The sequence below is a fragment of the Pseudomonas veronii genome, assembly GCF_002028325.1.
GTDB lineage: Bacteria > Pseudomonadota > Gammaproteobacteria > Pseudomonadales > Pseudomonadaceae > Aquipseudomonas > Aquipseudomonas veronii.
In genome coordinates this window covers 4848701-4874772 of the sequence record NZ_CP018420.1, presented here as the reverse complement: position 1 = coordinate 4874772, position 26072 = coordinate 4848701, and the positions used below count along the sequence as shown (strand labels likewise).

The 26072-nt window shown below is 62.6% G+C and carries 24 protein-coding genes and 1 pseudogene; 16 read left to right on the top strand and 9 right to left on the bottom strand.

Annotated features, from left to right (window positions below; all coding sequences use genetic code 11):
* Positions 1–35 precede the first annotated feature (35 nt).
* The 4 genes from aroC (at position 36) to PverR02_RS22180 (ending at position 3347) form a co-directional block, all read left to right on the top strand.
* Positions 36–1127, top strand: a complete 1092-nt coding sequence (gene aroC / locus PverR02_RS22195) for a chorismate synthase (protein ID WP_046382572.1) — start codon at positions 36–38, stop codon at positions 1125–1127.
* Positions 1128–1179: 52 nt separating this feature from the next.
* Positions 1180–2343 carry an MFS transporter gene (locus PverR02_RS22190; protein ID WP_079444419.1) on the top strand — a complete coding sequence of 388 codons (1164 nt, stop codon included), beginning with the start codon at positions 1180–1182 and terminating at the stop codon, positions 2341–2343.
* Complete coding sequence (locus tag PverR02_RS22185) at positions 2340–2870, top strand: acireductone dioxygenase (protein WP_017845848.1); 531 nt, start codon at positions 2340–2342, stop codon at positions 2868–2870. Before PverR02_RS22190 ends, PverR02_RS22185 begins: the two co-directional genes overlap by 4 nt.
* 210 nt (positions 2871–3080) lie before the next feature.
* Positions 3081–3347: a response regulator transcription factor gene (locus tag PverR02_RS22180; RefSeq protein ID WP_046382574.1), complete on the top strand. Its 267-nt coding sequence runs from the start codon at positions 3081–3083 to the stop codon at positions 3345–3347.
* A 55-nt stretch (positions 3348–3402) separates the two neighbouring features.
* On the opposite strand, the gene PverR02_RS22175 is transcribed toward PverR02_RS22180, so the two are convergent.
* Entirely contained in the window at positions 3403–3681 is a 279-nt protein-coding gene (locus PverR02_RS22175) for a DUF3509 domain-containing protein (protein ID WP_016970113.1), read from the bottom strand.
* Positions 3682–4076: 395 nt separating this feature from the next.
* Between PverR02_RS22175 and PverR02_RS22170 the strand changes: the two genes are divergently transcribed.
* The 5 genes from PverR02_RS22170 to PverR02_RS22150 all read left to right on the top strand — a co-directional run bounded on the left by PverR02_RS22170 (position 4077) and on the right by PverR02_RS22150 (position 9863).
* Positions 4077–5903 carry a long-chain-acyl-CoA synthetase gene (locus PverR02_RS22170; RefSeq protein WP_079444418.1) on the top strand — a complete coding sequence of 609 codons (1827 nt, stop codon included), beginning with the start codon at positions 4077–4079 and terminating at the stop codon, positions 5901–5903.
* 111 nt (positions 5904–6014) lie between these two features.
* Positions 6015–6530 (top strand): ankyrin repeat domain-containing protein, encoded by a 516-nt coding sequence (locus tag PverR02_RS22165; RefSeq protein ID WP_017845853.1) that lies wholly within the window; start codon positions 6015–6017, stop codon positions 6528–6530.
* A gap of 41 nt (positions 6531–6571) precedes the next feature.
* Positions 6572–7102: a hypothetical protein gene (locus PverR02_RS22160; protein ID WP_017845854.1), complete on the top strand. Its 531-nt coding sequence runs from the start codon at positions 6572–6574 to the stop codon at positions 7100–7102.
* 67 nt (positions 7103–7169) lie between these two features.
* Positions 7170–7361, top strand: a complete 192-nt coding sequence (locus tag PverR02_RS22155; protein ID WP_010567448.1) for a PLDc N-terminal domain-containing protein — start codon at positions 7170–7172, stop codon at positions 7359–7361.
* 414 nt (positions 7362–7775) lie between these two features.
* Positions 7776–9863: an LTA synthase family protein gene (locus PverR02_RS22150; protein ID WP_046382577.1), complete on the top strand. Its 2088-nt coding sequence runs from the start codon at positions 7776–7778 to the stop codon at positions 9861–9863.
* Between the two features lie 54 nt (positions 9864–9917).
* On the opposite strand, the gene PverR02_RS22145 is transcribed toward PverR02_RS22150, so the two are convergent.
* Positions 9918–10070: a DUF3309 family protein gene (locus tag PverR02_RS22145; RefSeq protein ID WP_010208879.1), complete on the bottom strand. Its 153-nt coding sequence runs from the start codon at positions 10068–10070 to the stop codon at positions 9918–9920.
* A 331-nt stretch (positions 10071–10401) separates the two neighbouring features.
* Between PverR02_RS22145 and PverR02_RS22140 the strand changes: the two genes are divergently transcribed.
* Positions 10402–11217 carry an SDR family oxidoreductase gene (locus PverR02_RS22140; protein WP_046382578.1) on the top strand — a complete coding sequence of 272 codons (816 nt, stop codon included), beginning with the start codon at positions 10402–10404 and terminating at the stop codon, positions 11215–11217.
* Positions 11218–11386: 169 nt separating this feature from the next.
* On the top strand, positions 11387–11584 hold the full coding sequence (csrA, locus tag PverR02_RS22135) for a carbon storage regulator CsrA (RefSeq protein ID WP_017845857.1): 198 nt from the start codon (positions 11387–11389) through the stop codon (positions 11582–11584).
* 9 nt (positions 11585–11593) lie between these two features.
* Here the strand turns inward: csrA and PverR02_RS22130 are convergent, their stop codons facing one another.
* From PverR02_RS22130 to mnmC, 5 genes are all read right to left on the bottom strand, one after another.
* A complete protein-coding gene (locus tag PverR02_RS22130; protein WP_003236706.1) occupies positions 11594–11821 on the bottom strand; it encodes a YheU family protein in 228 nt (75 codons plus the stop codon).
* A 59-nt stretch (positions 11822–11880) separates the two neighbouring features.
* A complete protein-coding gene (locus PverR02_RS22125) occupies positions 11881–13065 on the bottom strand; it encodes an osmoprotectant NAGGN system M42 family peptidase (RefSeq protein ID WP_046382579.1) in 1185 nt (394 codons plus the stop codon).
* Between the two features lie 161 nt (positions 13066–13226).
* On the bottom strand, positions 13227–14972 hold the full coding sequence (gene ngg / locus PverR02_RS22120; protein ID WP_079444417.1) for an N-acetylglutaminylglutamine synthetase: 1746 nt from the start codon (positions 14970–14972) through the stop codon (positions 13227–13229).
* Between the two features lie 3 nt (positions 14973–14975).
* Entirely contained in the window at positions 14976–16748 is a 1773-nt protein-coding gene (locus PverR02_RS22115; RefSeq protein WP_079444416.1) for an N-acetylglutaminylglutamine amidotransferase, read from the bottom strand.
* Positions 16749–17032: 284 nt separating this feature from the next.
* Positions 17033–19018, bottom strand: coding sequence for a bifunctional tRNA (5-methylaminomethyl-2-thiouridine)(34)-methyltransferase MnmD/FAD-dependent 5-carboxymethylaminomethyl-2-thiouridine(34) oxidoreductase MnmC (mnmC, locus tag PverR02_RS22110; protein ID WP_079444415.1), 1986 nt, complete (start codon positions 19016–19018; stop codon positions 17033–17035).
* Positions 19019–19159: 141 nt separating this feature from the next.
* On the opposite strand from mnmC, the gene pap reads away from it, so the two are divergent.
* From pap to PverR02_RS22095, 3 genes are all read left to right on the top strand, one after another.
* Positions 19160–20677, top strand: a complete 1518-nt coding sequence (gene pap / locus PverR02_RS22105; RefSeq protein ID WP_046382583.1) for a polyphosphate:AMP phosphotransferase — start codon at positions 19160–19162, stop codon at positions 20675–20677.
* Positions 20678–20769: 92 nt separating this feature from the next.
* Complete coding sequence (locus tag PverR02_RS22100; protein ID WP_046483950.1) at positions 20770–21954, top strand: thiolase family protein; 1185 nt, start codon at positions 20770–20772, stop codon at positions 21952–21954.
* A gap of 108 nt (positions 21955–22062) precedes the next feature.
* Complete coding sequence (locus tag PverR02_RS22095; protein WP_046382585.1) at positions 22063–23019, top strand: DMT family transporter; 957 nt, start codon at positions 22063–22065, stop codon at positions 23017–23019.
* A gap of 493 nt (positions 23020–23512) precedes the next feature.
* On the opposite strand, the gene PverR02_RS22085 is transcribed toward PverR02_RS22095, so the two are convergent.
* A complete protein-coding gene (locus PverR02_RS22085) occupies positions 23513–24901 on the bottom strand; it encodes a class II fumarate hydratase (RefSeq protein ID WP_017845865.1) in 1389 nt (462 codons plus the stop codon).
* 193 nt (positions 24902–25094) lie between these two features.
* On the opposite strand from PverR02_RS22085, the gene PverR02_RS22080 reads away from it, so the two are divergent.
* Positions 25095–25613 (top strand): DUF2059 domain-containing protein, encoded by a 519-nt coding sequence (locus PverR02_RS22080; RefSeq protein WP_010567461.1) that lies wholly within the window; start codon positions 25095–25097, stop codon positions 25611–25613.
* 6 nt (positions 25614–25619) lie between these two features.
* Positions 25620–25913: a BolA family protein gene (locus PverR02_RS22075; RefSeq protein WP_026139887.1), complete on the top strand. Its 294-nt coding sequence runs from the start codon at positions 25620–25622 to the stop codon at positions 25911–25913.
* Between the two features lie 17 nt (positions 25914–25930).
* Here the strand turns inward: PverR02_RS22075 and PverR02_RS32775 are convergent.
* Positions 25931–26053, bottom strand: a pseudogene (locus PverR02_RS32775) (outer membrane lipoprotein carrier protein LolA); the annotation flags it as partial.
* Between the last annotated feature and the right edge of the window lie 19 nt (positions 26054–26072).

Sequence of the window (26072 nt, the reverse complement as noted above, 5' to 3'; positions counted from 1 at the left end):
TGAGTGATTACAACTGATTTCACGGAGCGCCCTGCATGTCCGGCAATACCTTCGGCAAGCTGTTCACTGTCACCACCGCGGGCGAAAGCCATGGCCCGGCGTTGGTCGCCATTGTCGACGGCTGCCCGCCCGGCCTCGAGCTGTCCCTGGAAGACCTGCAGCGTGACCTCGACCGCCGCAAGCCCGGCACCAGCCGCCACACCACCCAGCGCCAGGAACCCGATGAAGTCGAGATCCTCTCCGGTGTGTTCGAAGGTCGCACCACCGGCTGCGCCATCGGCCTGTTGATCCGCAACACCGACCAGAAGTCCAAGGACTACTCGGCGATCAAGGACCTGTTCCGCCCGGCCCACGCCGACTACACCTACCACCACAAATACGGCGAACGCGACTACCGTGGCGGCGGCCGCAGCTCGGCCCGCGAAACCGCGATGCGCGTGGCTGCCGGTGCCATCGCCAAGAAATACCTGGCGACCCAGGGCATCGTCGTCCGTGGCTACATGAGCCAACTGGGCCCGATCGAAATCCCGTTCAAGACCTGGGACAGCGTCGACGACAACGCCTTTTTCAGCCCGGACCCGGACAAAGTGCCGGAGCTGGAAGCCTATATGGACCAGTTGCGCCGCGACCAGGATTCGGTCGGGGCGAAAATCACCGTGGTCGCCGAGGGCGTGAAACCGGGTCTCGGCGAGCCGATCTTCGACCGTCTGGACGCTGAGCTGGCCCACGCGCTGATGAGCATCAACGCCGTCAAAGGCGTGGAAATCGGCGCCGGGTTCGCTTGCGTGTCCCAGCGCGGCACCGAGCACCGCGACGAACTGACCCCGCAGGGTTTCCTCAGCAACAATGCCGGCGGCATCCTCGGCGGTATTTCCTCCGGCCAGCCGATCGTTGCGCACCTGGCGCTCAAGGCCACGTCGAGCATCACCACCCCGGGCCGTTCGATCGATGTACACGGCAACCCGGTGGACGTGATCACCAAGGGCCGTCACGACCCGTGCGTCGGCATCCGTGCCACGCCGATCGCCGAAGCGATGATGGCGATCGTGTTGATGGACCACCTGCTGCGCAACCGTGGGCAAAACGCCGATGTGCGCGTGAGTACTCCGGTACTGGGCCAGTTGTGACGGTGTGTGGCGCGCGAGCTTGCTCGCGCCTTGCCGCAAAGCGGCCCCTTGCATGACTCCAGCACTTCCGTACTGGCGACTCTCCAGCTTCTACCTCTTCTACTTCGCCCTGCTGGGGGCCACGGCGCCGTTCCTGGCGCTGTACTTCGATCACCTGGGGTTCTCCAGCGCGCGTATCGGCGAGCTGGTGGCCATCCCCATGCTGATGCGCTGCGTGGCCCCCAATCTGTGGGGCTGGCTGGGCGACTATACCGGCCAGCGTCTGGCCATCGTGCGTGTGGGCGCACTGTGTACGCTGGTGAGTTTTGCGTTGATTTTCGTCAGCAAAACCTATGCCTGGCTGGCCCTGGTCATGGCCCTGCATGCGTTTTTCTGGCATGCGGTGCTGCCGCAGTTTGAAGTGATCACCCTGGCCCATCTGCATAAGCAGACCTCGCGCTATAGCCAGATCCGCCTGTGGGGCTCCATCGGCTTCATCCTCACGGTGGTGATCATGGGCCGCCTGTTCGACTGGCTGAGCCTGGATATCTACCCGGTGGTGGTCGTGGTGATCATGGCCGGGATCATCGGTGCCAGCCTGTGGGTGCCGAATGCGCAGCCGGCGAACCACGGCCCCCGCCTGGCGGGCGAGGGCTTCCTCAAGCAGTTGCGCAGCCCCGGCGTCCTGGCGTTTTACGCCTGCGTGGCGTTGATGCAAATGAGCCATGGCCCGTATTACACCTTTCTCACCCTGCACCTGGAACACTTGGGCTACAGCCGTGGCGTGATCGGCATGCTGTGGGCCCTCGGGGTGGTGGCGGAAGTGTTGATGTTCCTGGGCATGAGCCGCATCCTCACGCGTTTCTCGGTGCGCCGGGTGCTGCTGGCGAGTTTCCTGTTGGCGGCGCTGCGCTGGTTGTTGCTGGGCGCGTTCGCGGAATTTTTCTGGGTGCTGCTGCTGGCGCAGGTGATGCACGCGGCTACCTTCGGCAGTTTTCATGCGGCGGCGATTGCCTTTGTGCAGCGCAGCTTCGGTGCGCGCCAGCAAGGTCAGGGCCAGGCGTTATACGCGGCCTTGGCCGGCACCGGCGGCGCGCTTGGCGCGCTGTACGCTGGTTACAGCTGGAACCTGTTGGGGCCGGCCCTGACCTTCAGTATCGCCAGCGTCGCGGCCCTGGCCGCCGCCCTTATCATCGGCTTTCGATTGCACGAGCAGAACCAAGGAACCGTCCTATGAGTTATGTAGCCGTTTACCACGTCGCCACACCGGACACACCGAACAAAGTCCTGACCCACTTCGACGATATCGCGTCGACCCTGGCCGAGCATGGCGTGCGATTCGAGCGCTGGCAGCCCGCCGTTATTGAAAAAGGCGCGGACGACGCCACCATGATCGCGGCGTATCAGCCACGGATCGACGCCCTCGGCTACGCCTGCGTCGAGGTGCTGCATGCCCCCGGCGATCCTGCGCAGAAGGCGGCATTGCGCGATCAGTTCCTTGCCGAACGGCGTTACAGCGAAGATGAAGCGCGCTTTTTCATCGCCGGCCAAGGCCTGTTTGCCTTGCACATTGGTGACTATGTGTACGGCGTGCGCTGTGAAAAAAATGACCTGCTGCTGATCCCGGCCGGCATGCCCCATTGGTTTGATATGGGCGAGCACCCACATTTCGTGACGCTGCGCCTGTCCCATGCGGCAGGCGGCGGGGTGCCTGAATTCAGCGGGGACGATATCGCCGCTGGTTTCCCTGGGTTGGATGACTAGGCTTAATCGACTTGAATCTTCAACCCCGACGAGTTGGAAGTTGTTGTGGGAAGAAGCTTATTTATCTGTAAGGCCTGGCTGTTTATCGCCGGCCTTACGCTTTGACGCGCTCCATTATGTAACTCTCTCCGGTCTTAATGTTTGTATCGCCTGTCAATAGGAGGAATCCGAAAGGCGATAAGCATCAGCCAACAATAAGGAGAGAAAGCGATGAGTGATCCAGAGGCGTCAGGTGCGCCGTTGAGCGTGCCCACCGATGTCAGAAAACGCTTGGCCTTGTCCGGCAAGCCCCTGACTCCGACCGAATTGGAGATCTTGCGCTGGGCCTCCGAAGGCAAGACCATCTGGGAAATCAGCCGGATTCGTGAAACGTCCCAAGCCGCAGTGAAATTCCACCTGCGTAACATCTATGGCAAGTTACAAGTCAACAATCGTGTACAAGCGATGAATGAAGCCGCCCGATTGGGCCTGTCCTGAACCCATGAAAAAGGGCCGCGACGCTGGATGGCGTCGCGGCCCTTTTTTGTGTGTCTTAGGCCGAATGGTAAGTCGGCAGGGCAAAGCGGTTCTGGCTCTGCAGCATGGAAATCTGCGGCAGTTCGCTGGCTTGTTCGGCCAGGTCGCGGCGAATGGCACTGATCACCCAGGTGAGTTGATCGGCTGTGTGCAGTTGCTGGTAGGAGATCGAGCGCTTGACCTGCTTGCCTTCGCTGTTGCGCAGGGTCAGCAGGATACCGCCGTCCGGGCGTGGCTGAGTGGTGACGTCGTATTGGGAGAATACTGAGGCGAATTTATCTTGGATCAGGCTCATGTCTATCAGCTCCGTTGGCTCAAGTTGGCAAGCATGGAGTGATAGGTGCAGTGATTGTGCCATCTCACGTTTTTATATAAAGTCTTTAAAAATCAATAACTTGTAAAAAGTCAGGATTTTTGATTTCGTGCAAATTGCATGAATGGCCATCATGCATCCTGCATTTTGCGCTACTCGATCCGGCCGGGCGGGCGCCTCGTCACTGATAGGGACTGCCGATGTGTCGCAAAATTCCCTGTGGGTCGGTTGCGGCTTCGGGATACAAAACATTTCAAATCCCGCGTGTACAGTCGAAGAACGGCTGGCGTATTTTCCCCTGAGCATTTGGCTTCCTGCCTGCAAAAAATGCCGGAGTTTCTGGCCCCGACGAAGAATAAGAAAAAGGACGTTCCTCCATGCGCCATCCGCAAAACGACATGATTACCTGGAGCATGCTGCTGCGTAAGGTGCCCGCCATCGTCCGCGCCTTGCCACGGGTGGTCCGCGGCATGCGTGCCGCGAATGTCACCGACCCCGCGCAGCCCTGTGGCCTGGGCTGGCATTTCGAGCAAGCCGCCCTGCGCAACCCTGACGGCGCGGCGTTGTTGTACGGCGACAGCGTGCTCAGTTACCGCGATGCCAACCAGCGTGCGAACCGCATCGCCCACCACCTGCAGAGCCAGGGCATCCGCAAAGGCGATGTGGTGGCGCTGTTTATTGAGAATCGCCCCGAATTGCTGCTCAACGTGCTGGCCGTGGCCAAGCTGGGCGGCATCTGCGCCATGCTCAATACCTCGCAAACCCAGGCGGCGCTGGTACACAGCCTGAATCTGGTCAACCCGGTGGCGATTGTGGTGGGGGCGGAGTTGGTGGAGGCCTACACAGCGGTGCGCGATCAAGTGGCGATCGCGGCCGATCGCACCTGGTTTGTCGCGGATCAACCCGGCAGCGCGGTGCCTGCCGGCTATATCGACCTGATGGCGGCCAGCGCCGAGTGCGCGCTGGACAACCCGGCCAGTTCCCGGCAGATCTTTTTCAACGACCCGTGCTTCTATATCTACACCTCCGGCACCACCGGCTTGCCCAAGGCCGGCATCATGAAACATGGCCGCTGGACCAAAACCGCGGTCAGCTTCGCCAGCATCGCCCTCGACATGGGCCCCGCCGACGTCATGTATTGCACCTTGCCGCTGTACCACGCCACCGGCCTTTGCGTGTGCTGGGGCTCGGCGATCGTCGGCGCGTCGGGGTTCGCGATTCGCCGCAAATTCAGCGCCAGCCAGTTCTGGGGCGATGTGCGCAAGTTCAACGCGACCACCCTGGGTTATGTCGGTGAGCTGTGCCGTTACCTGCTCGACCAGCCGGCCAGCGCCCAGGACCGTGACAACCGGGTGATCAAGATGGTCGGCAATGGCCTGCGGCCCGGTGTGTGGGCGCAGTTCAAGCAACGCTTTGGCGTCGAGCATATCTGTGAGCTGTATGCCGCGAGTGACGGCAATATCGGCTTCACCAATGTGTTGAATTTCGACAACACCATCGGCTTCTGCCTGCAGCGCTGGGCGCTGGTGGACTACGCCCACGACAACGGTGAGCCGCTGCGTGGCGCCGATGGTTTCATGCGCAAGGTGCAAACGGGCGGGCAGGGCCTGTTGCTGGCGAGGATCGATGAAAAGGCCCCGTTCGACGGTTACACCGACCCGGAAAAGAACCGCAAGGTGGTGCTGACCGACGTGTTCGAAAAGGGCGACCGTTACTTCAATACCGGCGATTTGCTGCGCAGCATCGGTTTCGGCCATGCGCAATTTGTCGATCGCCTGGGCGACACCTATCGCTGGAAAGGCGAAAACGTTTCCACCACCGAGGTCGAGAACATCCTGTTGCAACACCCGCAGATCGCCGAGGTGGTGGCCTACGGTGTCGAGATCGAAAACACCAATGGCCGCGCCGGCATGGTCGCCATCACCCCCAGCGAATCCCTGGCCGCCCTGGATATGCGCGAGTTGCTGCAGTTCGCTCATGGCCAGTTGCCGCACTATGCGGTGCCGCTGTTCCTGCGGATCAAGATGAAGATGGAGACAACGGGCACGTTCAAATACCAGAAAGTGCGGCTCAAGGAAGAAGCGTTCGACCCGGCCAAGGCCGGCAACGACCCGGTCTACGCCTGGCTGCCCGGTTCGGATTGCTATGTGCCGGTCACCGGGCAATTGTTGGCGCAGATCCAGGGCGGACAGTTCCGCTATTGATTCTGCCTATGGTGGCTGTTGACAAAAAAACCATGACAGTGGGGAACTCCCTCGCGACACTGGGCGCCTACTCTTCAGTACCCGAAGCCGCACCAGACAAGGAGCCCCCACATGTCAGACCATGCCAAACAAATGACCGAAGACGAAGCCGCCGAATTTGCCGAGCAGGTCTTCGACGTCGCGCGCAGAGGCGATGCCGCCTTGCTTGCCGCGCTGCTGGCCAAGGGCTTGCCAGCCAACCTGCGTAACCACAATGGCGACACCTTGCTGATGCTGGCCGCCTATCACGGCCACGCCGACGCGGTCAAAGTGCTGCTGGAGTTCAAGGCCGACCCACAGATCGCCAACGACAAGCATCAACTGCCGATCGCCGGCGCGGCGTTCAAGGGCAACTTGCCCGTGGTCAAGGCGCTGATCGAAGGCGGCGCGCCGGTTGACGCGTCGTCGTCCGACGGCCGCACGGCGTTGATGATGGCCGCAATGTTCAACCGCGTCGAAATGGTCGACTACCTGCTCAGCCAGGGCGCCAACCCCAAGACTGCCGACGCCCAGGGCGCCACGGCATTGGCCGCGGCACAGACCATGGGCGCGGTGGATACGGCGGCGCAGTTGCAGAAACTGGTGTAGGCTACGCGCCCTCGAAAACCCGCCCGCCACAGGACCCCTTCATGAAAAACGCCCTCGTCGAACTCATCCGTAAAATCAGCGCCGGCGTCATGGGCGACGACGAGGTGGCGCGAATCGCCGAGGAAGCGGCGCAGGCCTACGCCGACCCGGTGGCCTTTCTGGCGGCGAACCCGGACATCAACTACGACGATACTTTCCCGATTCCGCTGGGCGAGTGGGTGGTGGTCGGCAGCCTGCCGGACACGGTGCTGTTCCAGGCCGACACCTATGGCGACCTGTTTGCGCAGATCGTCGCCTCGTTCGGCCCCGGCGTGGCGTTCAACCTCAAGCCCAAGCAACTGGCCAAGACCGAAGCCCTCACCGCGCTCAATCGCATCCAGATCCAGATGAGTGCGCTCAGCCCGCAAGACGGTGGTTATGTGTTGCTGAACTTCAGCCAGCCGCTGGATGACGAGATCCAGGCCGTGCTGGTGTACGGCAACGACCTGCCGCGCGTACTGGAACTGTGCGCCGAAGTCGGCATCCACGGCGAACCGTCCCTGGAAGCCCTGCGGGTCGCGGTCCACGTCTGAAATAAAACGGAACCCCAGCCAGGGCTGGCTATCCTACAAGGGCATGCCCTCACTTAGGAGCGACACCATGGGTTCCACTTTCAACGGTCTGGTCGGGCTGATCATCCTCGCGCTGGATATCTGGGCGATCATCAATGTGTTCAAAAGCGGCGCGAGCACCGGTGCCAAGGTGTTGTGGATTCTGTTGATCCTGCTGCTGCCGGTCCTGGGCCTGATCATCTGGGCGATTGCCGGGCCGCGGGGCAACGTGCGGTTCTGAGCGCCCGCTTCACTCAAGCTGAAGCGGGCACGGAAAATGTGGGAGGGGGCTTGCCCCCGATAGCGGTGTATCAGTCGTTACAACAGTGACTGAACCACCGCTATCGGGGGCAAGCCCCCTCCCACAATGGTTTCAGCAAATGCCTTGATATTGTGTGTCGAAATATTCGCTGTACGAAATTTTCACATCTCATCCAAGACAATTCGCCGGCTTTATCTCCCTGCAACGGCTCTATCTCAAGCACCGCCAGTTGCAGGTTTGCGGCACGCGCTCAGTAATTAATGGCGTTGCCGGCAGTGATCGGGCACCATTTGCGCCATCGCGTTTACCGCCTACCCCAGCCAGCCTGGGCGAGGGCCGGACGCCACTGCACTCTTTTTCGCAACTTAAACCTCCAATGGGTCCTGAAACGACATGGCAAACCCGGACGCCCTGAATCAGCAGCGAGCTTCTAATCGCCTGCTGCAACCGACCGTCAAATCCCATCTGGCATACACGCTGCTTTGTGCACTGGTCATGATGGTGATGTTCTCCCTGCTGCGCCTGGCGCTGCTGGCCTACAACCGCGAGATGATCCTCGACACACCGGCCTCGACCTTCCTGGAAGCGTTCGCCAACGGCCTGCGCCTGGACATTCGCCTGGTGGTGTACCTGACGATCCCCTTGCTGCTGTCACTGTTCAGCGTGCGGGCCATGGCCGCGCGGGGGTTCTTCCGTTTCTGGCTGACCCTTGCCTCCAGCATCGCGCTGTTCCTGGGCCTGATGGAGATGGACTTCTACCGCGAATTCCACCAGCGCCTCAACGGCCTGGTCTTCCAGTACGTGAAGGAAGACCCGAAAACCGTGATGAGCATGCTCTGGTACGGTTTTCCGGTGGTGCGCTATCTGCTGGCCTGGGCCGTCGGCACGCTGATCCTCAGCGTGGCCTTCAAGGGCGCCGACCGGGCGACGCGCCCACGCGGCCCGTTCAGCGGCGGCAGTATCGGCACCCGCCAGGTGGCGCCGTGGTATTCGCGCATCGCGGTGTTTGTGGTGTGCCTGCTGGTTGCCGTGGTCGCCGCTCGCGGCACCCTGCGCCAGGGCCCGCCGCTGCGTTGGGGTGACGTCTACACCACCGACTCGAACTTCGCCAACCAATTGGGCCTCAATGGCACGTTGTCGTTGATCGCCGCGGCCAAGTCGCGCTTCTCCGAAGAACGCACCAACATCTGGAAGGCCACCCTCGAACAACCACTGGCCACCCAGACCGTGCGCGACATGCTGGTGTTGCCGCAAGAGAAGCTGGTGGATACCGACACCGCCGCCGTGCGCCGTGATTTCACGCCACCGGCCGAGAAAACCCTGCCGATCAAGAACGTCGTGGTGATCCTGATGGAGAGCTTCGCCGGTCACTCGGTGGGCGCCCTGGGGCGTCCGGGCAATATCACGCCGTACTTCGACAAACTGTCCAAGGAAGGCCTGCTGTTCGACCGCTTCTTCTCCAACGGCACCCACACCCACCAGGGTATGTTTGCCACCATGGCGTGCTTCCCGAACCTGCCGGGTTTCGAATACCTGATGCAGACCCCGGAAGGCAGCCACAAGCTGTCGGGCCTGCCGCAGCTGCTCAGTGCGCGCAAGTTTGACGACGTGTATGTCTACAACGGCGATTTCGCCTGGGACAACCAGTCGGGTTTCTTCAGCAACCAGGGCATGACCAACTTCATCGGCCGCAACGACTTTGTCGACCCGGTGTTCTCCGACCCGACCTGGGGCGTGTCCGACCAGGACATGTTCAACCGTGGCCTGGAAGAACTGAAAGCGCGTGAAGGCGGCAAGCCGTTCTACGCCCTGCTGCAAACCCTGTCCAACCATACACCGTATGCCTTGCCGACCCCGTTGCCGGTGGAGAAAGTCACCGACCGTGGCAGCCTCAACGAGCATTTGACGGCGATGCGCTACTCCGACTGGGCCCTCGGCCAGTTCTTTGAAAAGGCCCGCAAGGAGCCGTACTTCAAGGAAACCCTGTTTGTGATCGTGGGCGACCACGGTTTCGGCAACGAGCAGCAGATCACCGAGATGGACCTGGGCCGCTTCAACGTGCCGATGCTGATGATTGCTCCGGGCATGCAAGAGAAGTTCGGCGTGCGTGACCACACCGTGGGCACCCAGATCGACATCGTGCCGACCATCATGGGCCGTCTGGGTGGCGATACCCTGCACCAGTGCTGGGGGCGTGACCTGCTCAACCTGCCGGAAGGCGACAAGGGTTTCGGCGTGATCAAGCCTTCGGGCAGCGATCAGACCGTGGCGCTGGTCACCGGCGACCGCGTGCTGGTATTGCCTAAGGAAATGCCTCCGAAGCTGTGGGAATACGAACTGGGCGCTGAGCCGACCGGTAAAGTGATCGCGGAATCGCCGGACGAGGCAGGGCTGAAACAGAAGCTCGAATCGTTCCTGCAGACCGCGACCAAAAGTTTGCTGGATAACACCGCCGGTGTTGTCGATGGCAAGCCGGACTGATTGACCGGCAATAAAAAAGAGGCCTTCATGAAGGCCTCTTTTTTTGTCCGGCGTTTATATCTTGCCGAGTAACAACAGCACCAGCAGCACCACCAGGACTACGCCGAGAATACCCGACGGACCATAACCCCAGCTACGGGAGTGCGGAAACACTGGCAAACCGCCGACCAGCAGGAGAATCAGGATGATGATTAAAATGAGGCTCATAATTGTATTTCCTTATAGGCCTTCTGCAAGGACCGGTTGTTTAAAGTTAGGCCCGTGGGTTTAATCGCGGACGCCTTAATAACTCCGACTGTGCCGCTTCGCAGAAAATTCCGTGTTTTTTTAAAGCATTTCGAAGACCTGCTTATTTCTTTTAATGCGTCGCTGAATGCCTGCGCTTAGTTGAAAAAGATTGAACTTAGGGCGTGCCGTGGTATCCGACCCGGCCCGTGGTTTGCTCGGGGCATTCATCAATTGGATGGTGCGTGGGTGTAGGAAAAACCTTCGCTACACTGCCGATCACTTCTTCTGTGAACCACAAGGCTATTTTCCTATGCAAAATCGCATGATGATCACCGGTGCCGGGTCCGGCCTGGGTCGCGAAATCGCGCTGCGCTGGGCCCGCGAGGGTTGGCAGTTGGCCTTGTCGGATGTCAGCGAGCCAGGCTTGCAAGAGACTCTCAGGTTGGTGCGCGAGGCGGGTGGCGATGGGTTTGTCCAACGCTGCGACGTGCGCGACTACAGCCAGCTCACCGCCTTTGCCCAGGCCTGCGAGGTCAAGCTGGGCGGGATCGATGTGATCGTCAACAATGCCGGCGTGGCCTCCGGCGGGTTCTTCGCCGAACTGTCGCTGGAAGACTGGGACTGGCAGATCGCAATCAACCTGATGGGCGTGGTCAAGGGCTGCAAGGCCTTTCTGCCGCTGCTGGAAAAGAGCAAGGGCCGCATCATCAACATCGCCTCGATGGCGGCGCTGATGCAAGGGCCGGCCATGAGCAACTACAACGTGGCCAAGGCGGGCGTGGTGGCGTTGTCGGAGAGCCTGCTGGTGGAACTCAAACAACAGGAAATCGGGGTTCACGTGGTGTGCCCGTCGTTCTTCCAGACCAACCTGTTGGACTCGTTCCGTGGGCCGACCCCGGCGATGAAGGCGCAGGTGGGCAAGCTGCTGGAAAGCTCGCCGATCTCGGCGGCGGATATCGCCGATTACATCTATCAGCGGGTGGCCGAGGGCGAGTTCATGATCCTGCCCCACGAACAAGGGCGGATGGCTTGGGCATTGAAGCAGAAAAACCCGCAGTTGCTGTATGACGAGATGACCGTGATGGCCGACAAAATGCGCGCCAAGGCCCAGGCGATTAAAGGCTGAGCGGGGCACTGTCGTAAATCTCGGAGCGGGGCTCGGCGCAAAAAATCATGTGGTCTGTCAGGCAAGTTACCTACCGTTGTAGGTGGTGCCTGATTTGACCGCAAGCCGTTGCTGAGCATCACCCAAGCGCGCAAGGTCGGGGTCCTGTCACTCGAAAAGGACAACCGCCATGCTGGTCTTAAGCCGCACCGTAGGCGAAATCATTTCCATCGGCGATGACATCGCCTTGCACATCCTCGAACTCAACGGTTCCCAGGTGAAGTTCGGGGTTCAAGCCCCGGCCGAGGTGTCGGTCCACCGCGCCGAGGTGTACCAGAAGATCGTCGAACGCCAGGACACCGCCAGCCATCCGCTGCCCAATCCCTGAACTGCACCTTCAGTCGAACAGGTGCTTGGGCACGTCGTGCTTGAGCATCAACTGGCATTGCTCGCTGTCGGGGTCGAAGACGATCAATGCCTGGCCCTTGGTCAGTGCCTGGCGCACGCGCAGTACGCGGGTTTCCAGGGGCGTGTCGTCGCCATTGTCGGTGCCGTCGCGGGTCACGAAGTCTTCGATGAGGCGGGTCAGGGTGTCGACTTCAAGTGCGTCGTAGGGAATCAGCATACAAGCCTCTGGGGTTAAGTCCCGGCGATGCTACTGCGCCGGGACCGTTGTTGCCAGTGTCAGGACTTCTGGCCGACCAGGCTGTCCACCGACGGCACGCGGGTATCGCTCTCCATCTGGGTCTCGTGTTCGATCTGATGACTGAACCGATCCAGTGACCCTTGCGCTGGTTGCGCGTCGCTGGCGAACACCGGCGGGCTGAGAATGTAAGCGCTCAACAACCGGCTGAGGGCCGCGAGGCTGTCGATGTGGGTGCGCTCGTAGCCGTGGGTCGCATCGCACCCGAACGCCAGTAGGGCGGTGCGGATGTCGTGACCGGCGGTGACCGCCGAGTGTGCGTCGCTGAAGTAATAACGAAACAGATCGCGGCGCACCGGCAGGTCGTTATCCGCCGCCAGGCGCAGCAGGTGGCGCGACAGGTGATAGTCATACGGCCCGCCGGAATCCTGCATCGCCACACTGACCGCATGTTCGCTGGAGTGCTGGCCGGGGGCGACCGGGGCGATGTCGATGCCGACGAACTCACTGACGTCCCAGGGCAGGGCGGCGGCCGCGCCACTGCCGGTTTCCTCGGTGATGGTGAACAGCGGGTGACAGTCGATCAGCAAGGGTTCGCCGCTGTCGATGATCGCCTTGAGGGCGGCGAGCAGCGCGGCGACACCGGCTTTGTCGTCAAGGTGACGCGCGCTGATATGCCCGCTCTCGGTGAACTCGGGCAGCGGGTCGAACGCCACATAGTCACCGATGCCGATCCCCAGGGAATCGCAATCGGCGCGGGTGGCGCAGTACGCGTCCAGGCGCAGTTCGACATGGTCCCAACTCACCGGCATTTCATCCACGGCGGTGTTGAACGCATGCCCGGAGGCCATCAGCGGCAACACGCTGCCACGGATCACGCCATTGTCGGTGAACAGGCTGACGCGGCTGCCCTCGGCGAAGCGGCTCGACCAGCAGCCCACCGGAGCGAGGGTCAGGCGGCCGTTGTCCTTGATCGCGCGCACGGCGGCGCCGATGGTGTCCAGGTGCGCCGACACTGCGCGGTCGGGGCTGTTTTTCTGGCCCTTGAGGGTGGCGCGGATGGTGCCGCGGCGCGTCATTTCAAAGGGGATGCCCAGTTCTTCCAGGCGTTCGGCGACATAGCGCACGATGGTGTCGGTAAACCCGGTCGGGCTGGGAATGGCGAGCATTTCCAGCAGCACTTTTTGCAGGTAGTTGAGGTCCGGTTCGGGAATGGTTCGGGTCATGGAAACTCCTGATGGGTTGAGGGCATCGATGGTTTCGATGAGGGGTTAGCGGCGGTGGCGGTGCTGGCTTCAGCGCGGGGAAGTCCGCTCCTACATTTGGAATGCGGTCACCTGTGGGAGCGGGCTTGCCCGCGATAGCGCCGCTCCAGGCAATACATCTTTCAAGCGCTCGGCTGACTGTGCGGAAACAACAAATCCACAAACCGCTCCGCTGTCGGCTGCGGTTCATGATTGGCCAGCCCGGCCCGTTCGTTGGCTTCGATAAACACGTACTCCGGTTGATCGGCGGCCGACACCATCAGGTCGAGGCCGACCATCGGGATGTCGAGGGCACGCGCGGCGCGCACGGCGGCGTCGACCAGCGTCGGATGGAGGATCCCGGTGACGTCTTCCAGGCAGCCGCCGGTGTGCAGGTTGGCGGTGCGGCGCACGGCCAATTGCGCGCCACGGGGCAGGATGCTGGAGTAGTCATGACCGGCCGCGTGCAGGGTGCGTTCGGTTTCGGCGTCCAGCGGGATTTTGCTTTCGCCGTCGGTGGCGGCCTGGCGTCGGCGGCTTTGCGCCTCGATCAGGGCGCGGATGGAATGCTGGCCGTCGCCGACCACTTCGGCCGGGCGGCGGATCGCCGCGGCGACCACCTCGAAGCCGATCACCAGGATGCGCAGGTCCAGGCCTGCGTGGAAGCTTTCGAGCAAGACCCGGCTGTCGAACTGACGCGCTGCTTCAATCGCCTGTTGCACCTCTTCGATGGTCTGCAGGTCCACCGCCACGCCCTGGCCCTGTTCACCATCCAGCGGTTTGACCACGATGCGCTGGTGTTGGTCGAGGAACTCCAGGTTGTCGTCGGCGCTGCCCGCCCGCTGTTGCGCCGGCAGTTTCAACCCGGCGGCCTTGAGCACCTTGTGGGTCAGGCTTTTGTCCTGGCACAGGGTCATGCTGATGGCGCTGGTCAGGTCGCTCAACGATTCACGGCAGCGCACGCGGCGCCCGCCATGGCTGAGGGTGAACAGGCCGGCATCGGCATCGTCTACCTGCACGTCGATGCCACGGCGATGGGCTTCTTCGACGATGATCCGCGCGTAAGGGTTGAACCCCGCCTGCGGGCCCGGGCCGAGGAACAGCGGCTGGTTGATGCCGTTCTTGCGCTTGATCGCAAAGGTGGCCAGGGCACGAAAGCCGAGCTTGGCATACAGGCTCTTGGCCTGGCGGTTGTCGTGCAGCACCGACAGGTCCAGGTAGCTCAGGCCACGGCTCATGAAGTGTTCCACCAGGTGGCGCACCAGCACTTCGCCGACGCCGGGGCGCGTGCAGTGCGGGTCGACCGCCAGGCACCACAGGCTGCAACCGTGTTCCGGGTCTCGGAAGGCTTTCTGATGGTTGAGGCCCATCACGCTGCCGATCACCGCGCCGCTGTCTTCGTCCTCGGCCAGCCAATACACCGGGCCGCCCGCGTGGCGGGGCGTCAGGCGCTCGGCGTCGACCGGCAGCATGCCGCGCCCCTGGTAGAGCTGGTTGACCGCCTGCCAATCGGCCGCGGTCTGGACGCGGCGAATACGGAAGCCACGAAACACGCGGGTCGACGGACGATAGTCAGAGAACCACAGGCGCAAGGTGTCGGACGGGTCGAGGAACAGTTGCTGCGGATCGATCCCGAGGATCTGCTGGGGCGCCGCCACGTACAGTGCGATGTCGCGCTCGCCGGCCTGCTCGTTGAGCAGTTCCTCGGCCAGGCTGGCCGGGTCGGGAAACGTGTGGCCGATCAACAACCGGCCCCAGCCGCAATGCACCGCGATCGGCTCGGCGGCCAGTGGGCTGCCGTCTTCGGCCAGGCGCGCTTGCAGGCGCTCGTAGGTCGGCGCCTGGCCTTTGAGCAAGCGTTGGCTGTAAGCCGCTGCGAGAGGTTTCATCGATCAGATTCCTTGTTCGCTGAGCCACAGGTTCAGCGCCGCCAGTTGCCACAGCTTGGAGCCGCGCAGCGGGGTGAGTTGACCGTGTGGGTCGGTGAGCAAGCGGTCGAGCATGGCCGGATTGAACAGGCCGCGGTCCTGGCTCGGGTCCAGCAGCAACTCGCGGACCCAGTTCAGGGTGTCGCCTTGCAAATGCTTGAGGCCGGGCACCGGGAAGTAACCTTTCTTGCGGTCGATGACTTCACTCGGGATGACCCGACGCGCCGCCTCTTTGAGGACCTGCTTGCCGCCATCGGGCAATTTGAATTTTCCCGGTACGCGGGCCGACAGTTCCACCAGGCGGTAGTCGAGAAACGGTGTGCGCGCTTCCAGGCCCCAGGCCATGGTCATGTTGTCGACGCGCTTGACCGGGTCGTCGACCAGCATCACCGTGCTGTCCAGGCGCAGCGCCTTGTCCACGGCGGCATCGGCGCCCGGCATTGCGAAATGCTCGCGCACGAAGTCGCCGGCGGCGTCATTGGCGGTCAGCCATTTCGGCGCGACGGTGGCTGCGTAGTCGTCATGGCTGCGATCGAAAAACGCTTCGCGGTACGCTGCATACGGGTCGCTGGCGCCGTCCACCTGCGGGTACCAGTGGTAACCGGCGAACAGTTCATCGGCGCCCTGGCCGCTCTGCACCACTTTGCAGTGCTTGGCCACTTCCCGCGAGAGCAGGTAAAAGGCGATGCAGTCGTGGCTGACCATCGGCTCGCTCATGGCGCGGAACGCCGCTGGCAATTGCTCGATGATCTCGCGCTCGGCGATGCGCAGTTGGTGGTGCCGGGTGCCGTAGTGCTTGGCGATCAGGTCCGAGTACTGGAACTCGTCGCCGCGTTCGCCACCGGCGTCTTCAAAGCCGATGGAGAAGGTCGACAGGTCCTGCACACCGACCTCGCGCAGCAAGCCGACGAGCAGGCTCGAATCGACGCCGCCGGACAGCAGCACGCCGACATCCACCGCGGCGCGTTGGCGGATGGCCACGGCTGCGCGGGTGCTGTCGAGTACGCGCTCGGTCCAGTCTTCGAGGGTCAAGTGCTGCTCATCCTCACGCGGGCCGTAAGGCAGGGTCCACCAGGTTTTCTGCTCGGTGTTGCCGTGGGCGTCGATACGCATCCAGCTGGCTGGCGGCAGTTTTTCGATGCCGGCCAGCAGCGTGCGCGGCGCGGGCACCACGGCGTGGAAGTTCAGGTAGTGGTTGAGCGCTACCGGATCGAGCACCGGGTTGATATCGCCGCCCTTGAGCAGGGCCGGCAATGTCGAGGCAAAGCGCAGGCGCTGGCCGGTGCGCGACAGGTACAAAGGTTTCACGCCGAGACGGTCGCGGGCGATGAACAGCCGCTGGGCATCGCGCTCCCAGATCGCAAACGCAAACATGCCGTTGAGCTTGGGCAGCAGGGCTTCGCCCCAGGCGTGATAACCCTTGAGCAGCACTTCGGTGTCGCCGCCGGAATAGAAGGCGTAACCCAGGGCTTCGAGCTCCTGGCGCAGTTCCGGGAAGTTATAGATCGCGCCGTTGAAGGCCAGGGACAAACCCAGCTGTGCATCGACCATCGGTTGGGCAGAGCCGTCCGACAGGTCCATGATTTTCAGGCGTCGATGGCCCAGGGCAATCGGCCCCTGGGCATGGAAGCCCCAGGCGTCGGGGCCGCGTGGGGCCAAGTGATGGGTGATGCGCTCAATCGCAGCCAGGTCGGCAGGTTGGGCATCGAAACGTAGTTCTCCAGCTAATCCGCACATAAATTCCTTACCGGTTTTTCCGTTGGGGAGGGGTCAATACTCAATACGCCCAAAAGGCGCGTACCCAGAAACTGACACACGGCTATCAGTGGAGTTTTAGATCAATCTGTTATAAGGCAAACCGCCTTGACTGTTCGGGCGTGAGCCTGCGCAGCGTGTGGCGGCGGATTTGCGGGTGGTAAATAGGGTTGGCAAATATACAAGTTTTGCGCGGTTTGCCGTTGTGGACCGGCTGTTTGAAGAGGGCCAACAGTGTGTCGCTCGGGCGCTTGACCGCGCCGTTGTTATGACCCGCCGGTGCCGCGAATCAACGCGCGCACGGCGAATCGATTGGGATGGCAGGCGTCGGCCACGCTTCTGGGCAGCGGCAGGGGTTCATCGTCCAGCCAGGCCGCCAGCAGTTCGGCGCACAGCGGCGCGGTCACCAGGCCGCGTGAGCCGTGGCCGCTGTTGATGTACACGCCGTCGAGCCACGGGCACTCGGCCTCGGGGGGCTGACGGGCGTCCTTGCGCAGCGCGGCGTAGGCCTGGTCGAAGAGGGCGCGATCGGCCAGCGGCCCGATAATCGGCAGGTAGTCCGGGCTGGTGCAGCGGAACCCGGCGCGGCCTTCGAGCTGATCGGCGGCCAGTGTGTCGGCGATCAAGCGGTGGGCCAGGTCGACGGAGATTTCCTGCAGCATCTCCAGATTGCCGACATGCTCGGCGACTGTCGGCGTCAGGTCGTCACTCTTGAAGTCGAAGCTGGCGCCCAGGGTGTGCTCGCCGAGGCGCGCCGGAGCCACGTAGCCCTCGGCACAGACCACGGTGGCCAGCGCCTGGCTGTCTGGGGTTTGCGCCAGGCGGGTGATTTGCCCGCGAATGCGCTTGAGGGGCAGCTCGGCGCTGAACGGGAAGCGCTTGATCTCGGCCGCGCCGGCCAGCACCACCACCGTGGCGCTGGCCAGCAGGGTGTCGCCGGCCAGGGCTTGCCATTGCCCGTCGACCCGTTGCAACTCAAGGGCCTCATGATGCGTCAGCACGTTGATCAACGGGTGCCGGGCTTGCCATTCGCATAAGGCCGGCGGGTGTACCCAGCCCCCTTCGGGGAAAAACAGCCCGCCGTGTTCCAGCGCCACCCCGGCGCGCGCTTGAGCCTGGGCCTGGTCCAACGGCTGCAGCAGACCGGGCGCAAACGCCGCGGCCAGCTGTGCCTGGCGCTCGGCTTCCTTGGCGTTGAACGCCAGCTGCAGCACGCCACAACCGTCCCAGTCGACGCCCCGGTGCAGGTGTTCGAGCAGGCGCCGGGTGTGGCCGAACCCGCTCAAAATCAATTGCGAAAGGGCCGTGCCATGGGCCGACAACTTGAGGTACAGCACCCCTTGCGGGTTGCCCGAGGCTTCCTCGGCCAGGTGGGCATGGCGTTCCAGCAGGCTGACGTTCCAGCCGCGCGCGGCGAGGCTGGCCGCCGTGGTGCAGCCGGCCAGGCCGCCGCCGATCACCAGGGCGCTGCGTTCGCCGTGCAGCGGCGCCGGGCGGGCGAACCACGGTTTACCTGCGGCAGGCAACGGCGTCTCGGCCGGCCAGCCGAGGAATTCACCGCGCAGGATTTCCCATTTATGCCCGATGCCCGGCGTGCGCTTCATCTTGAACCCGGCGGCATTGATCAGGCGCCGTACCCAGCCGGTGCTGGTGAAGGTGCTGATGGTCGACCCCGGGGCCGCCAGGCGCGCCAGTTCGGCAAACAGCTCGGCGGTCCACATGTCGGGGTTCTTCGCCGGGGCGAAACCGTCGAGAAACCACGCGTCGATTTGTGCATCCAACTGCGGCAACTGCTCCAGCGCATCGCCGATCAGCAGGGTCAAGGTCACACGGCCGTTATCCAGCACCAGGCGCTGGAAGCCTGGGTGGATGGCGATGTACTGCGCCAGCAATTGCGCGGCGAACGGCTGCAGTTCCGGCCAGAGGAGTAGGGCGCGTTGCAGGTCGGCGTGGCTCAGCGGGTATTTTTCCACGCTGACAAAATGCAGGCGCGCGCCGGCCACCGCGTGTTGTTCGAACAACTGCCAGGCGCAGAGAAAATTCAGCCCTGTGCCGAACCCGGTTTCGCCGATCACCAGGCGCCCGCCCGCCGGCAAGGCGGCAAACCGTGCCTGCAAACGGTTCTGTTCGAGGAACACATAGCGCGTTTCTTCAAGGCCCGACTGGTCGGAAAAGTACACATCGTCGAAGACCCGCGAATGCGGGCGACCTTGGTCATCCCAGTCGAGCTGGGCGTGGGTTACAGGGTTCATGGGCGACTCGGCAAAGGCAAGGTGGCCATTCTAGCCGATCAACCGGCAATGAATTGACCCACGGCAAGCGCATGTGGAATTTCCTCCCGCGTGTTGCTGCTCAATCCGCTAGTCTTGAGCGATCTTGAAACGGAGCTGCTCATGTTCGAATCCGCTGAAATCGGTCATGCCATCGACAAAGACACTTACGACACCGAAGTACCGGCCCTGCGCGAAGCCTTGCTGGAAGTGCAGTTCGAGCTGCAACAGCAGAAACGTTTCCCGGTGATCATCCTGATCAACGGCGTCGAAGGTGCCGGCAAGGGCGAGACGGTCAAACTGCTCAACGAATGGATGGACCCGCGTCTGATCGAAGTGCGTACCTTCGACCAGCAGACCGACGAAGAACTGGCCCATCCGCCCGCCTGGCGTTACTGGCGGCAGTTGCCCGCAAAAGGCCGCATGGGGGTGTTCTTCGGCAACTGGTACAGCCAGATGCTGCAGAGCCGGGTGCAGGGCGAAATCAAGGACGCCCGGCTCGACCAGGGCATCGCCGGCGCCGAACGCCTGGAGAAGATGTTCTGCGACGAAGGCGCGGTGATCTTCAAGTTCTGGTTTCACCTGTCCAAGAAACAGATGAAGGCGCGGCTCAAGGCCCTGGCCGACGACCCGCTGCACAGTTGGCGGATCAGCCCGCTGGACTGGCAGCAGTCCAAGACCTACGACAAGTTCGTCCACTTCGGCGAACGTGTGCTGCGTCGCACCAGCCGCGACTACGCGCCCTGGCATGTGATCGAAGGGGTCGACAGCAATTACCGCAGCCTCACCGTCGGCAAGATTCTGCTCGAGGGCCTGCAAAACGCCCTGAGGCAACCCAAGGGCAAAGTCAGCGGCATGAACCCGGCGCCGTTGCCGGCGGCCGTGGACCAAGTGAGCCTGCTCAACAGTCTCGACATGACCCTGAGCCTGGAAAAAGAAGACTACGAAGAGCAGTTGATCACCGAGCAGGCGCGTCTTTCCGGCCTGATGCGGGATAAGCGCATGCGCAAGCACGCGTTGATCACGGTATTCGAAGGCAACGATGCGGCCGGCAAAGGCGGCGCGATCCGCCGGGTCGCCGCGGCCCTCGACCCTCGCCAGTACCGCATCGTGCCGATCGCCGCGCCCACCGAGGACGAGCGCGCCCAGCCTTACCTGTGGCGTTTCTGGCGGCAGATTCCGGCACGGGGCATGTTCACCGTGTTTGACCGCTCCTGGTACGGCCGCGTGCTGGTGGAGCGCATCGAAGGCTTCTGCACTCCGATGGACTCGATGCGCGCCTATGGCGAGATCAATGATTTCGAAGAGCAACTGCGCGATGCCGGAGTGATCGTGGTCAAGTTCTGGCTGGCCATCGACAAGCAGACCCAACTGGAGCGCTTCCAGGCCCGCGAAGCGATCCCGTTCAAACGCTTCAAGATCACCGACGACGACTGGCGCAACCGCGAGAAGTGGGACGAATACCGTGCCGCCGTGGGCGATATGGTCGACCGCACCAGCACCGAGGTCTCGCCGTGGACCCTGGTCGAAGCCAATGACAAGCGCTGGGCGCGGGTCAAGGTGTTGCGCACTATCAACCTGGCGTTGGAGGAGGCGTTCGCCCAGTCCGACAAGCACGACCAGAAAGGCAAGAAGAAGTAGGCCTATAGGCGGGGTGAATGATCATCGCGGTTGGGCGGGCCTGGATTTATTCTCGAGCGCTCTCCCAACAACGACAAGATCGAGGTAGCCCCATGCGTGAAGTAGTGATCGTCGACAGCGTGCGAACCGGCCTGGCCAAGTCCTTTCGCGGCAAGTTCAACCAGACCCGACCGGATGATATGGCGGCCCATTGCGTCAACGCGCTGCTGACACGCAACGGTATCGACCCGGCCACGGTGGAAGATTGCATCGTCGGCGCGGGCTCCAACGAGGGCGCCCAGGGCTACAACATCGGGCGCAACGTCGCGGTGCTGTCGCAACTGGGCACCGGCACGGCGGGGATGACTCTCAACCGTTTCTGTTCCTCGGGCTTGCAGGCGATTGCCATCGCGGCCAACCAGATCGCCTCGGGCTGCAGCGATATCATTGTCGCCGGCGGCGTCGAGTCCATCAGCCTGACCATGAAAAGCGTCAACACCGACAACCTGATCAACCCGTTGCTCAAAGCGCAGGTGCCGGGCCTCTATTTTCCCATGGGCCAGACCGCCGAAATCGTTGCGCGCCGCTATCACGTCAGCCGCGAGGACCAGGACCGGTATGCCCTGCAAAGCCAGCAGCGCACCGCCCAGGCCCAGGCCGATGGCTTGTTCAACGATGAAATCGTGCCGATGGCGGTCAAGTACGCGGTCGAGGACAAGAACAGCGGCGCCGTGCAGGTGCTCGACGGTGTGGTCGAGCGCGACGACTGCAACCGCCCCGACACCACCCTGGCCAGTCTCCAGGGCTTGAAGCCGGTGTTTGCCGAAGACGGCTCGGTGACCGCGGGCAACTCTTCGCAATTGTCCGACGGCGCCTCGATGACCCTGGTGATGAGCCTGGAAAAAGCCCTGGCCCTGGGGCTCAAGCCCAAGGCGTTTTTCCGTGGCTTTGCCGTGGCTGGCTGCGAGCCCGACGAGATGGGCATCGGCCCGGTGTTCTCGGTGCCCAAGTTGCTCAAGGCCAAGGGCTTGCAGGTGGCCGATATCGACCTGTGGGAACTCAACGAGGCGTTCGCCTCCCAGTGCCTGTATGCGCGCGACCGCCTGGAAATCGACAATGCCAAATACAACGTCAACGGCGGCTCGATCTCCATCGGCCACCCGTTCGGCATGACCGGCTCGCGGCAAGTCGGGCACCTGGTGCGTGAGTTGCAGCGGCGTAATCTGCGTTACGGCATCGTCACTATGTGCGTGGGCGGCGGCATGGGGGCGACCGGGCTGTTCGAAGCTGTGCGCTGAGCCCACTGTGGGGGCAGGCCGGCTCCCGCACTTGCACAGTGCCGTATCCCAATCCGCGTACTTGCCCCTAGAATGCCGGTTCCACTTCCTCTGGCTTCTGGGGCACTCATGCACATCTCTTCCGGCCGCTGGGTCTATGGCTTTTGCTTGACCCTGCTGGCCGCGCTGCTCTGGGGCATTCTCCCGGTCAAACTCAAACAAGTGTTGCAGGTGATGGACCCGATCACCGTCACCTGGTTTCGCCTGACGGTCGCCGGCAGTTGCCTGTTCGTCTACCTCGCCGCCGTCAAGCGCTTGCCCAGCCTGCGCGTGCTCGGGCCGCGCCGCGGTTGGCTGGTGGCGATGGCCGTGTGCGGGCTGGTGGGCAACTACGTGCTGTACCTGGTGGGTCTGAACATGCTCAGCCCCGGCACGGCGCAACTGGTGGTGCAGATGGGGCCGATCTTCCTGATGGTCGCCAGCGTGTTTGTGTTTAAAGAGCGCTTCAGCCTGGGCCAGGTGTTGGGCCTGGTGGTGCTGGTCATCGGCTTTGGCCTGTTCTTCAACCAGCGTCTGGTGGAGTTGCTGACGTCCCTGGGCAGCTACACCGCCGGGGTACTGACGGTTCTGCTCGCCACTACTATCTGGGTGTTCTACGCCTTGGGCCAGAAGCAATTGCTGACGGTGTGGAATTCGCTGCAGGTGATGATGGTGATCTACCTGTCGTGCGCGGTGTTGCTCACGCCTTGGGCGCATCCGCTGGAGGCCCTGCAGCTGAGCCCGCTGCAAGGCTGGCTGCTGCTGGCGTGCTGCATGAACACGCTGGTGGCCTACGGCGCATTTGCCGAGGCCCTGGCCCATTGGGAAGCCTCGCGGGTGAGTGCGACCCTGGCGCTGACGCCGTTGGTGACGTTTGTGGCGGTGGCCCTGGCGGCGTGGTGGTGGCCGGATTTTGTGCAGGCTGAAGAGATCAATGCGCTGGGGTATGTGGGGGCGTTGGTGGTGGTGTTGGGGTCGGCGACCGTGGCGTTGGCGCCGTCGTTGTTTGCGGGGCTCAAGGCGCGGCGGGCGCGGTTGGTGTCTTGATCGGCCCAGGTGTTTTTATCGGGTGTACGCGGGCCTAAGTGTGGGAGGGGGGTTGCTTGCGATGGCGCCCTGACAGCCGATACATATCTAACAGGTTCACCTCGTTCCAAATGTGGGAGGGGGCTTGCCCCCGATGGCGGCCTCTGGGCCGACCATTTTTTTGGGTTGAGTACATATCCGTTTCTTTGGTAACGGCTGCTATAGGTTCCGCTCTTACAGCGGGTCACTTTTGGAAAAGAGCCCCAAAAGTAACCAAAAGGGCTCTTGCCCCACCACTCGGCACCTCGCTTAGGCTCGGTGTGCCCGAACGCAGGTTTGAATCCGTGGGCCGCCGTCATGGGCCATCCATGGCCCAGGACGGCTAACCCGGCGTCCTGCCGGGTTACCCACGGATTCAAACCTGCGTTCGGCCAGCGTGGTTTTACGGGGCGCCTAAGATCAAGATCAAAAGCAGATCAAGAGCAAGAGCAAAGCAAAAGCACGCGCTATGCGCTTATTGTCCGGCCTCCAGCATGTTTTCCGGGCGTACCCATTGGTCGAACTGTTCGTCGGTGAGGTAGCCCAGGGCCAGCGCGGCTTCCCTCAGGGTCAGGCCTTCGGCGTAAGCCTTTTTGGCGATCTGCGCCGATTTGTCGTAGCCGATGTGTGGGTTGAGCGCGGTCACCAGCATCAGCCCGCGTTCCAGGTGCGCGGCCATTTGTTCGGCGTCGGGCTCGAGGCCGGTGATGCAGTGTTCCTGGAAGTTGTTGCAGCCGTCGGCCAGCAAGCGGATCGATTCCAGCAGGTTGTGGATGATCACCGGTTTGTACACGTTCAACTGCAAATGCCCCTGGCTGGCGGCAATGCCGATGGTCACGTCGTTGCCCAGGACCTGGCAGGCGAGCATCGACAGCGCTTCGCACTGGGTCGGGTTGACCTTGCCGGGCATGATCGAGCTGCCCGGTTCGTTGGCCGGCAGTTTGACTTCCGCCAGCCCGGCGCGCGGGCCGGAGCCGAGCAGGCGCAGGTCGTTGGCGATTTTCATCAGGGCCACGGCCAGGGTTTTCAGGGCGCCGTGCAGAGTTACCAGCGGTTCGTGGCCGGAGAGGGCGGCGAATTTGTTGGGTGCGGTCACGAACGGCAAACCCGACAAGGCTGCCAGCTCGGCGGCAATCGCCTCGCCAAAGCCGTGGGGCGAATTGAGCCCGGTGCCGACGGCGGTGCCGCCCTGGGCCAGCTCGCACACCTGGGGTAGGGCGCTGCGGATCGCGCGTTCGGCGTAATCGAGCTGGGCGATGAACGCCGAGAGTTCCTGGCCAAAGGTGATCGGTGTGGCATCCATCATGTGGGTGCGACCGGTCTTCACCAGCTTCATATGCCGCGCCGACAATTCCGCCAGCCCGCCGGACAGGTGCGTGATCGCCGGCAGCAGTCGCTGGTTGACCGCCTGCACCGCCGCGATGTTCATCGCGGTGGGGAAGCAGTCGTTGGAACTCTGGGAGCGGTTCACATGGTCGTTCGGATGCACCGGGCTCTTGCCGCCGCGCGTCTTGCCCGACAGCTCGTTGGCACGCCCGGCGATCACTTCGTTGGCGTTCATGTTGCTCTGGGTGCCGCTGCCGGTCTGCCACACCACCAGCGGGAACTGGTCGTCATGCTGGCCGTCGAGCACTTCGTCGGCGGCTTGTTCGATCAGGCGTGCGATGTCGGCGGGCAGGTCGCCGTTGCGGCTGTTGACCCGGGCGGCGGCTTTCTTGATCAGGGCCAGGGCGTGCAAGACCGCCAGGGGCATGCGCTGCTCACCGATGGCGAAGTTCACCAGCGAGCGTTGGGTCTGCGCGCCCCAGTAAGCGTCATCCGGGACTTGGACTTCTCCCAGGCTGTCGGTTTCGATACGGCTCATCGGGCACACTCCTTCAGGTTCGTTTGCGCAGTTTAGGCCGTGATCGGCCCTGGGGGTTCCATAAAAGCCGTTTCATCGGATTCATCCACCGCAAATCCATGCCTGACAAGCGGTGGGGTTGAGCCATGGCGTTTTTTAGGCGCAGAATGGGCGCCCTTGGGGTCTTACCTCGCCTGCTAGAAAAGGAAACTTGATGACTCGTCTTCGTGCCATCTGTACCGCGGTTGCTCTGGTTTGCGCCAGCGGCCAGGTTTTTGCCGATACCGCCAGCCACAACGCCAGTGCCGAAGCCTTCCTTACCCTGGCCCACGCTGACAAGCTGGGGACCCCGGTGTACATGCAAGTGCAGCAAATGTTCGCCCAGCGTTTCGAACAGACCAAAGCGCCTGCCGCCAAGCAGTCCGTACTGGACAGCTACCAGGCCAAGGCCAACGCCGCCCTGGACCAGGCCATCGGCTGGCCAAAACTGAAACCGGACATGGTCAAGCTCTACACCAGCAACTTCAGCGAATCCGAACTCAAGGATCTGGTTGCCTTCTACCAGTCGCCGCTGGGCAAGAAAGTCCTGGAAAAAATGCCGCAACTGACCCAGCAATCGGCCCAGATGACCCAGGCCAAGCTGGAAAGCGCCGTGCCGGTGGTGAACAAGCTGTTGGAAGACATGACCAACGAGCTGACACCTAAAGCCGCCGCACCGGCCAAGAAGAAGTAAGCAGGAATGACCATGCAACAGCGTATCGAAACGGCGCTTGCCGCCCTGGGCCCGGACCACCTGAGCGTGCTGGACGAAAGCCACATGCACAGCCGTGGGTTGCAGACCCACTTCAAGGCCGTGCTGGTCAGCCAGCAGTTCGAAGGGCTTAACCGCGTCAAGCGCCACCAGAAGGTCTACGCCACCCTGGGTGACCTGATGAGCGAGTTTCATGCGCTGGCGCTGCATACCTATACGCCTGAGGAATGGGCGAAAACCGACGCAGCCCCGGCCTCGCCGACCTGCGCGGGCGGCCATTGACGGGTTGATGTTGAATCTACTGTAGGAGCGAGCTTGCTCGCGAAAAAACTCAGAGCGCCGCTGGGCGTCAGGTTATCCGTGTCATCGTTCACGACCTTCGCGAGCAAGCTCGCTCCTACAGTTAACGGTTCATCCCTGATAGAATCCGCAACGCGCCGC

What these genes read in the sequence shown, in the direction of transcription:
- aroC (WP_046382572.1), top strand. Translation starts at nt 36, where the DNA reads ATGTCCGGCAATACCTTCGGCAAGCTGTTCACTGTCACCACCGCGGGC.
- PverR02_RS22190 (WP_079444419.1), top strand. Translation starts at nt 1,180, where the DNA reads ATGACTCCAGCACTTCCGTACTGGCGACTCTCCAGCTTCTACCTCTTC.
- PverR02_RS22185 (WP_017845848.1), top strand. Translation starts at nt 2,340, where the DNA reads ATGAGTTATGTAGCCGTTTACCACGTCGCCACACCGGACACACCGAAC.
- PverR02_RS22180 (WP_046382574.1), top strand. Translation starts at nt 3,081, where the DNA reads ATGAGTGATCCAGAGGCGTCAGGTGCGCCGTTGAGCGTGCCCACCGAT.
- PverR02_RS22175 (WP_016970113.1), bottom strand. Translation starts at nt 3,681, where the DNA reads ATGAGCCTGATCCAAGATAAATTCGCCTCAGTATTCTCCCAATACGAC.
- PverR02_RS22170 (WP_079444418.1), top strand. Translation starts at nt 4,077, where the DNA reads ATGCGCCATCCGCAAAACGACATGATTACCTGGAGCATGCTGCTGCGT.
- PverR02_RS22165 (WP_017845853.1), top strand. Translation starts at nt 6,015, where the DNA reads ATGTCAGACCATGCCAAACAAATGACCGAAGACGAAGCCGCCGAATTT.
- PverR02_RS22160 (WP_017845854.1), top strand. Translation starts at nt 6,572, where the DNA reads ATGAAAAACGCCCTCGTCGAACTCATCCGTAAAATCAGCGCCGGCGTC.
- PverR02_RS22155 (WP_010567448.1), top strand. Translation starts at nt 7,170, where the DNA reads ATGGGTTCCACTTTCAACGGTCTGGTCGGGCTGATCATCCTCGCGCTG.
- PverR02_RS22150 (WP_046382577.1), top strand. Translation starts at nt 7,776, where the DNA reads ATGGCAAACCCGGACGCCCTGAATCAGCAGCGAGCTTCTAATCGCCTG.
- PverR02_RS22145 (WP_010208879.1), bottom strand. Translation starts at nt 10,070, where the DNA reads ATGAGCCTCATTTTAATCATCATCCTGATTCTCCTGCTGGTCGGCGGT.
- PverR02_RS22140 (WP_046382578.1), top strand. Translation starts at nt 10,402, where the DNA reads ATGCAAAATCGCATGATGATCACCGGTGCCGGGTCCGGCCTGGGTCGC.
- csrA (WP_017845857.1), top strand. Translation starts at nt 11,387, where the DNA reads ATGCTGGTCTTAAGCCGCACCGTAGGCGAAATCATTTCCATCGGCGAT.
- PverR02_RS22130 (WP_003236706.1), bottom strand. Translation starts at nt 11,821, where the DNA reads ATGCTGATTCCCTACGACGCACTTGAAGTCGACACCCTGACCCGCCTC.
- PverR02_RS22125 (WP_046382579.1), bottom strand. Translation starts at nt 13,065, where the DNA reads ATGACCCGAACCATTCCCGAACCGGACCTCAACTACCTGCAAAAAGTG.
- ngg (WP_079444417.1), bottom strand. Translation starts at nt 14,972, where the DNA reads ATGAAACCTCTCGCAGCGGCTTACAGCCAACGCTTGCTCAAAGGCCAG.
- PverR02_RS22115 (WP_079444416.1), bottom strand. Translation starts at nt 16,748, where the DNA reads ATGTGCGGATTAGCTGGAGAACTACGTTTCGATGCCCAACCTGCCGAC.
- mnmC (WP_079444415.1), bottom strand. Translation starts at nt 19,018, where the DNA reads ATGAACCCTGTAACCCACGCCCAGCTCGACTGGGATGACCAAGGTCGC.
- pap (WP_046382583.1), top strand. Translation starts at nt 19,160, where the DNA reads ATGTTCGAATCCGCTGAAATCGGTCATGCCATCGACAAAGACACTTAC.
- PverR02_RS22100 (WP_046483950.1), top strand. Translation starts at nt 20,770, where the DNA reads ATGCGTGAAGTAGTGATCGTCGACAGCGTGCGAACCGGCCTGGCCAAG.
- PverR02_RS22095 (WP_046382585.1), top strand. Translation starts at nt 22,063, where the DNA reads ATGCACATCTCTTCCGGCCGCTGGGTCTATGGCTTTTGCTTGACCCTG.
- PverR02_RS22085 (WP_017845865.1), bottom strand. Translation starts at nt 24,901, where the DNA reads ATGAGCCGTATCGAAACCGACAGCCTGGGAGAAGTCCAAGTCCCGGAT.
- PverR02_RS22080 (WP_010567461.1), top strand. Translation starts at nt 25,095, where the DNA reads ATGACTCGTCTTCGTGCCATCTGTACCGCGGTTGCTCTGGTTTGCGCC.
- PverR02_RS22075 (WP_026139887.1), top strand. Translation starts at nt 25,620, where the DNA reads ATGACCATGCAACAGCGTATCGAAACGGCGCTTGCCGCCCTGGGCCCG.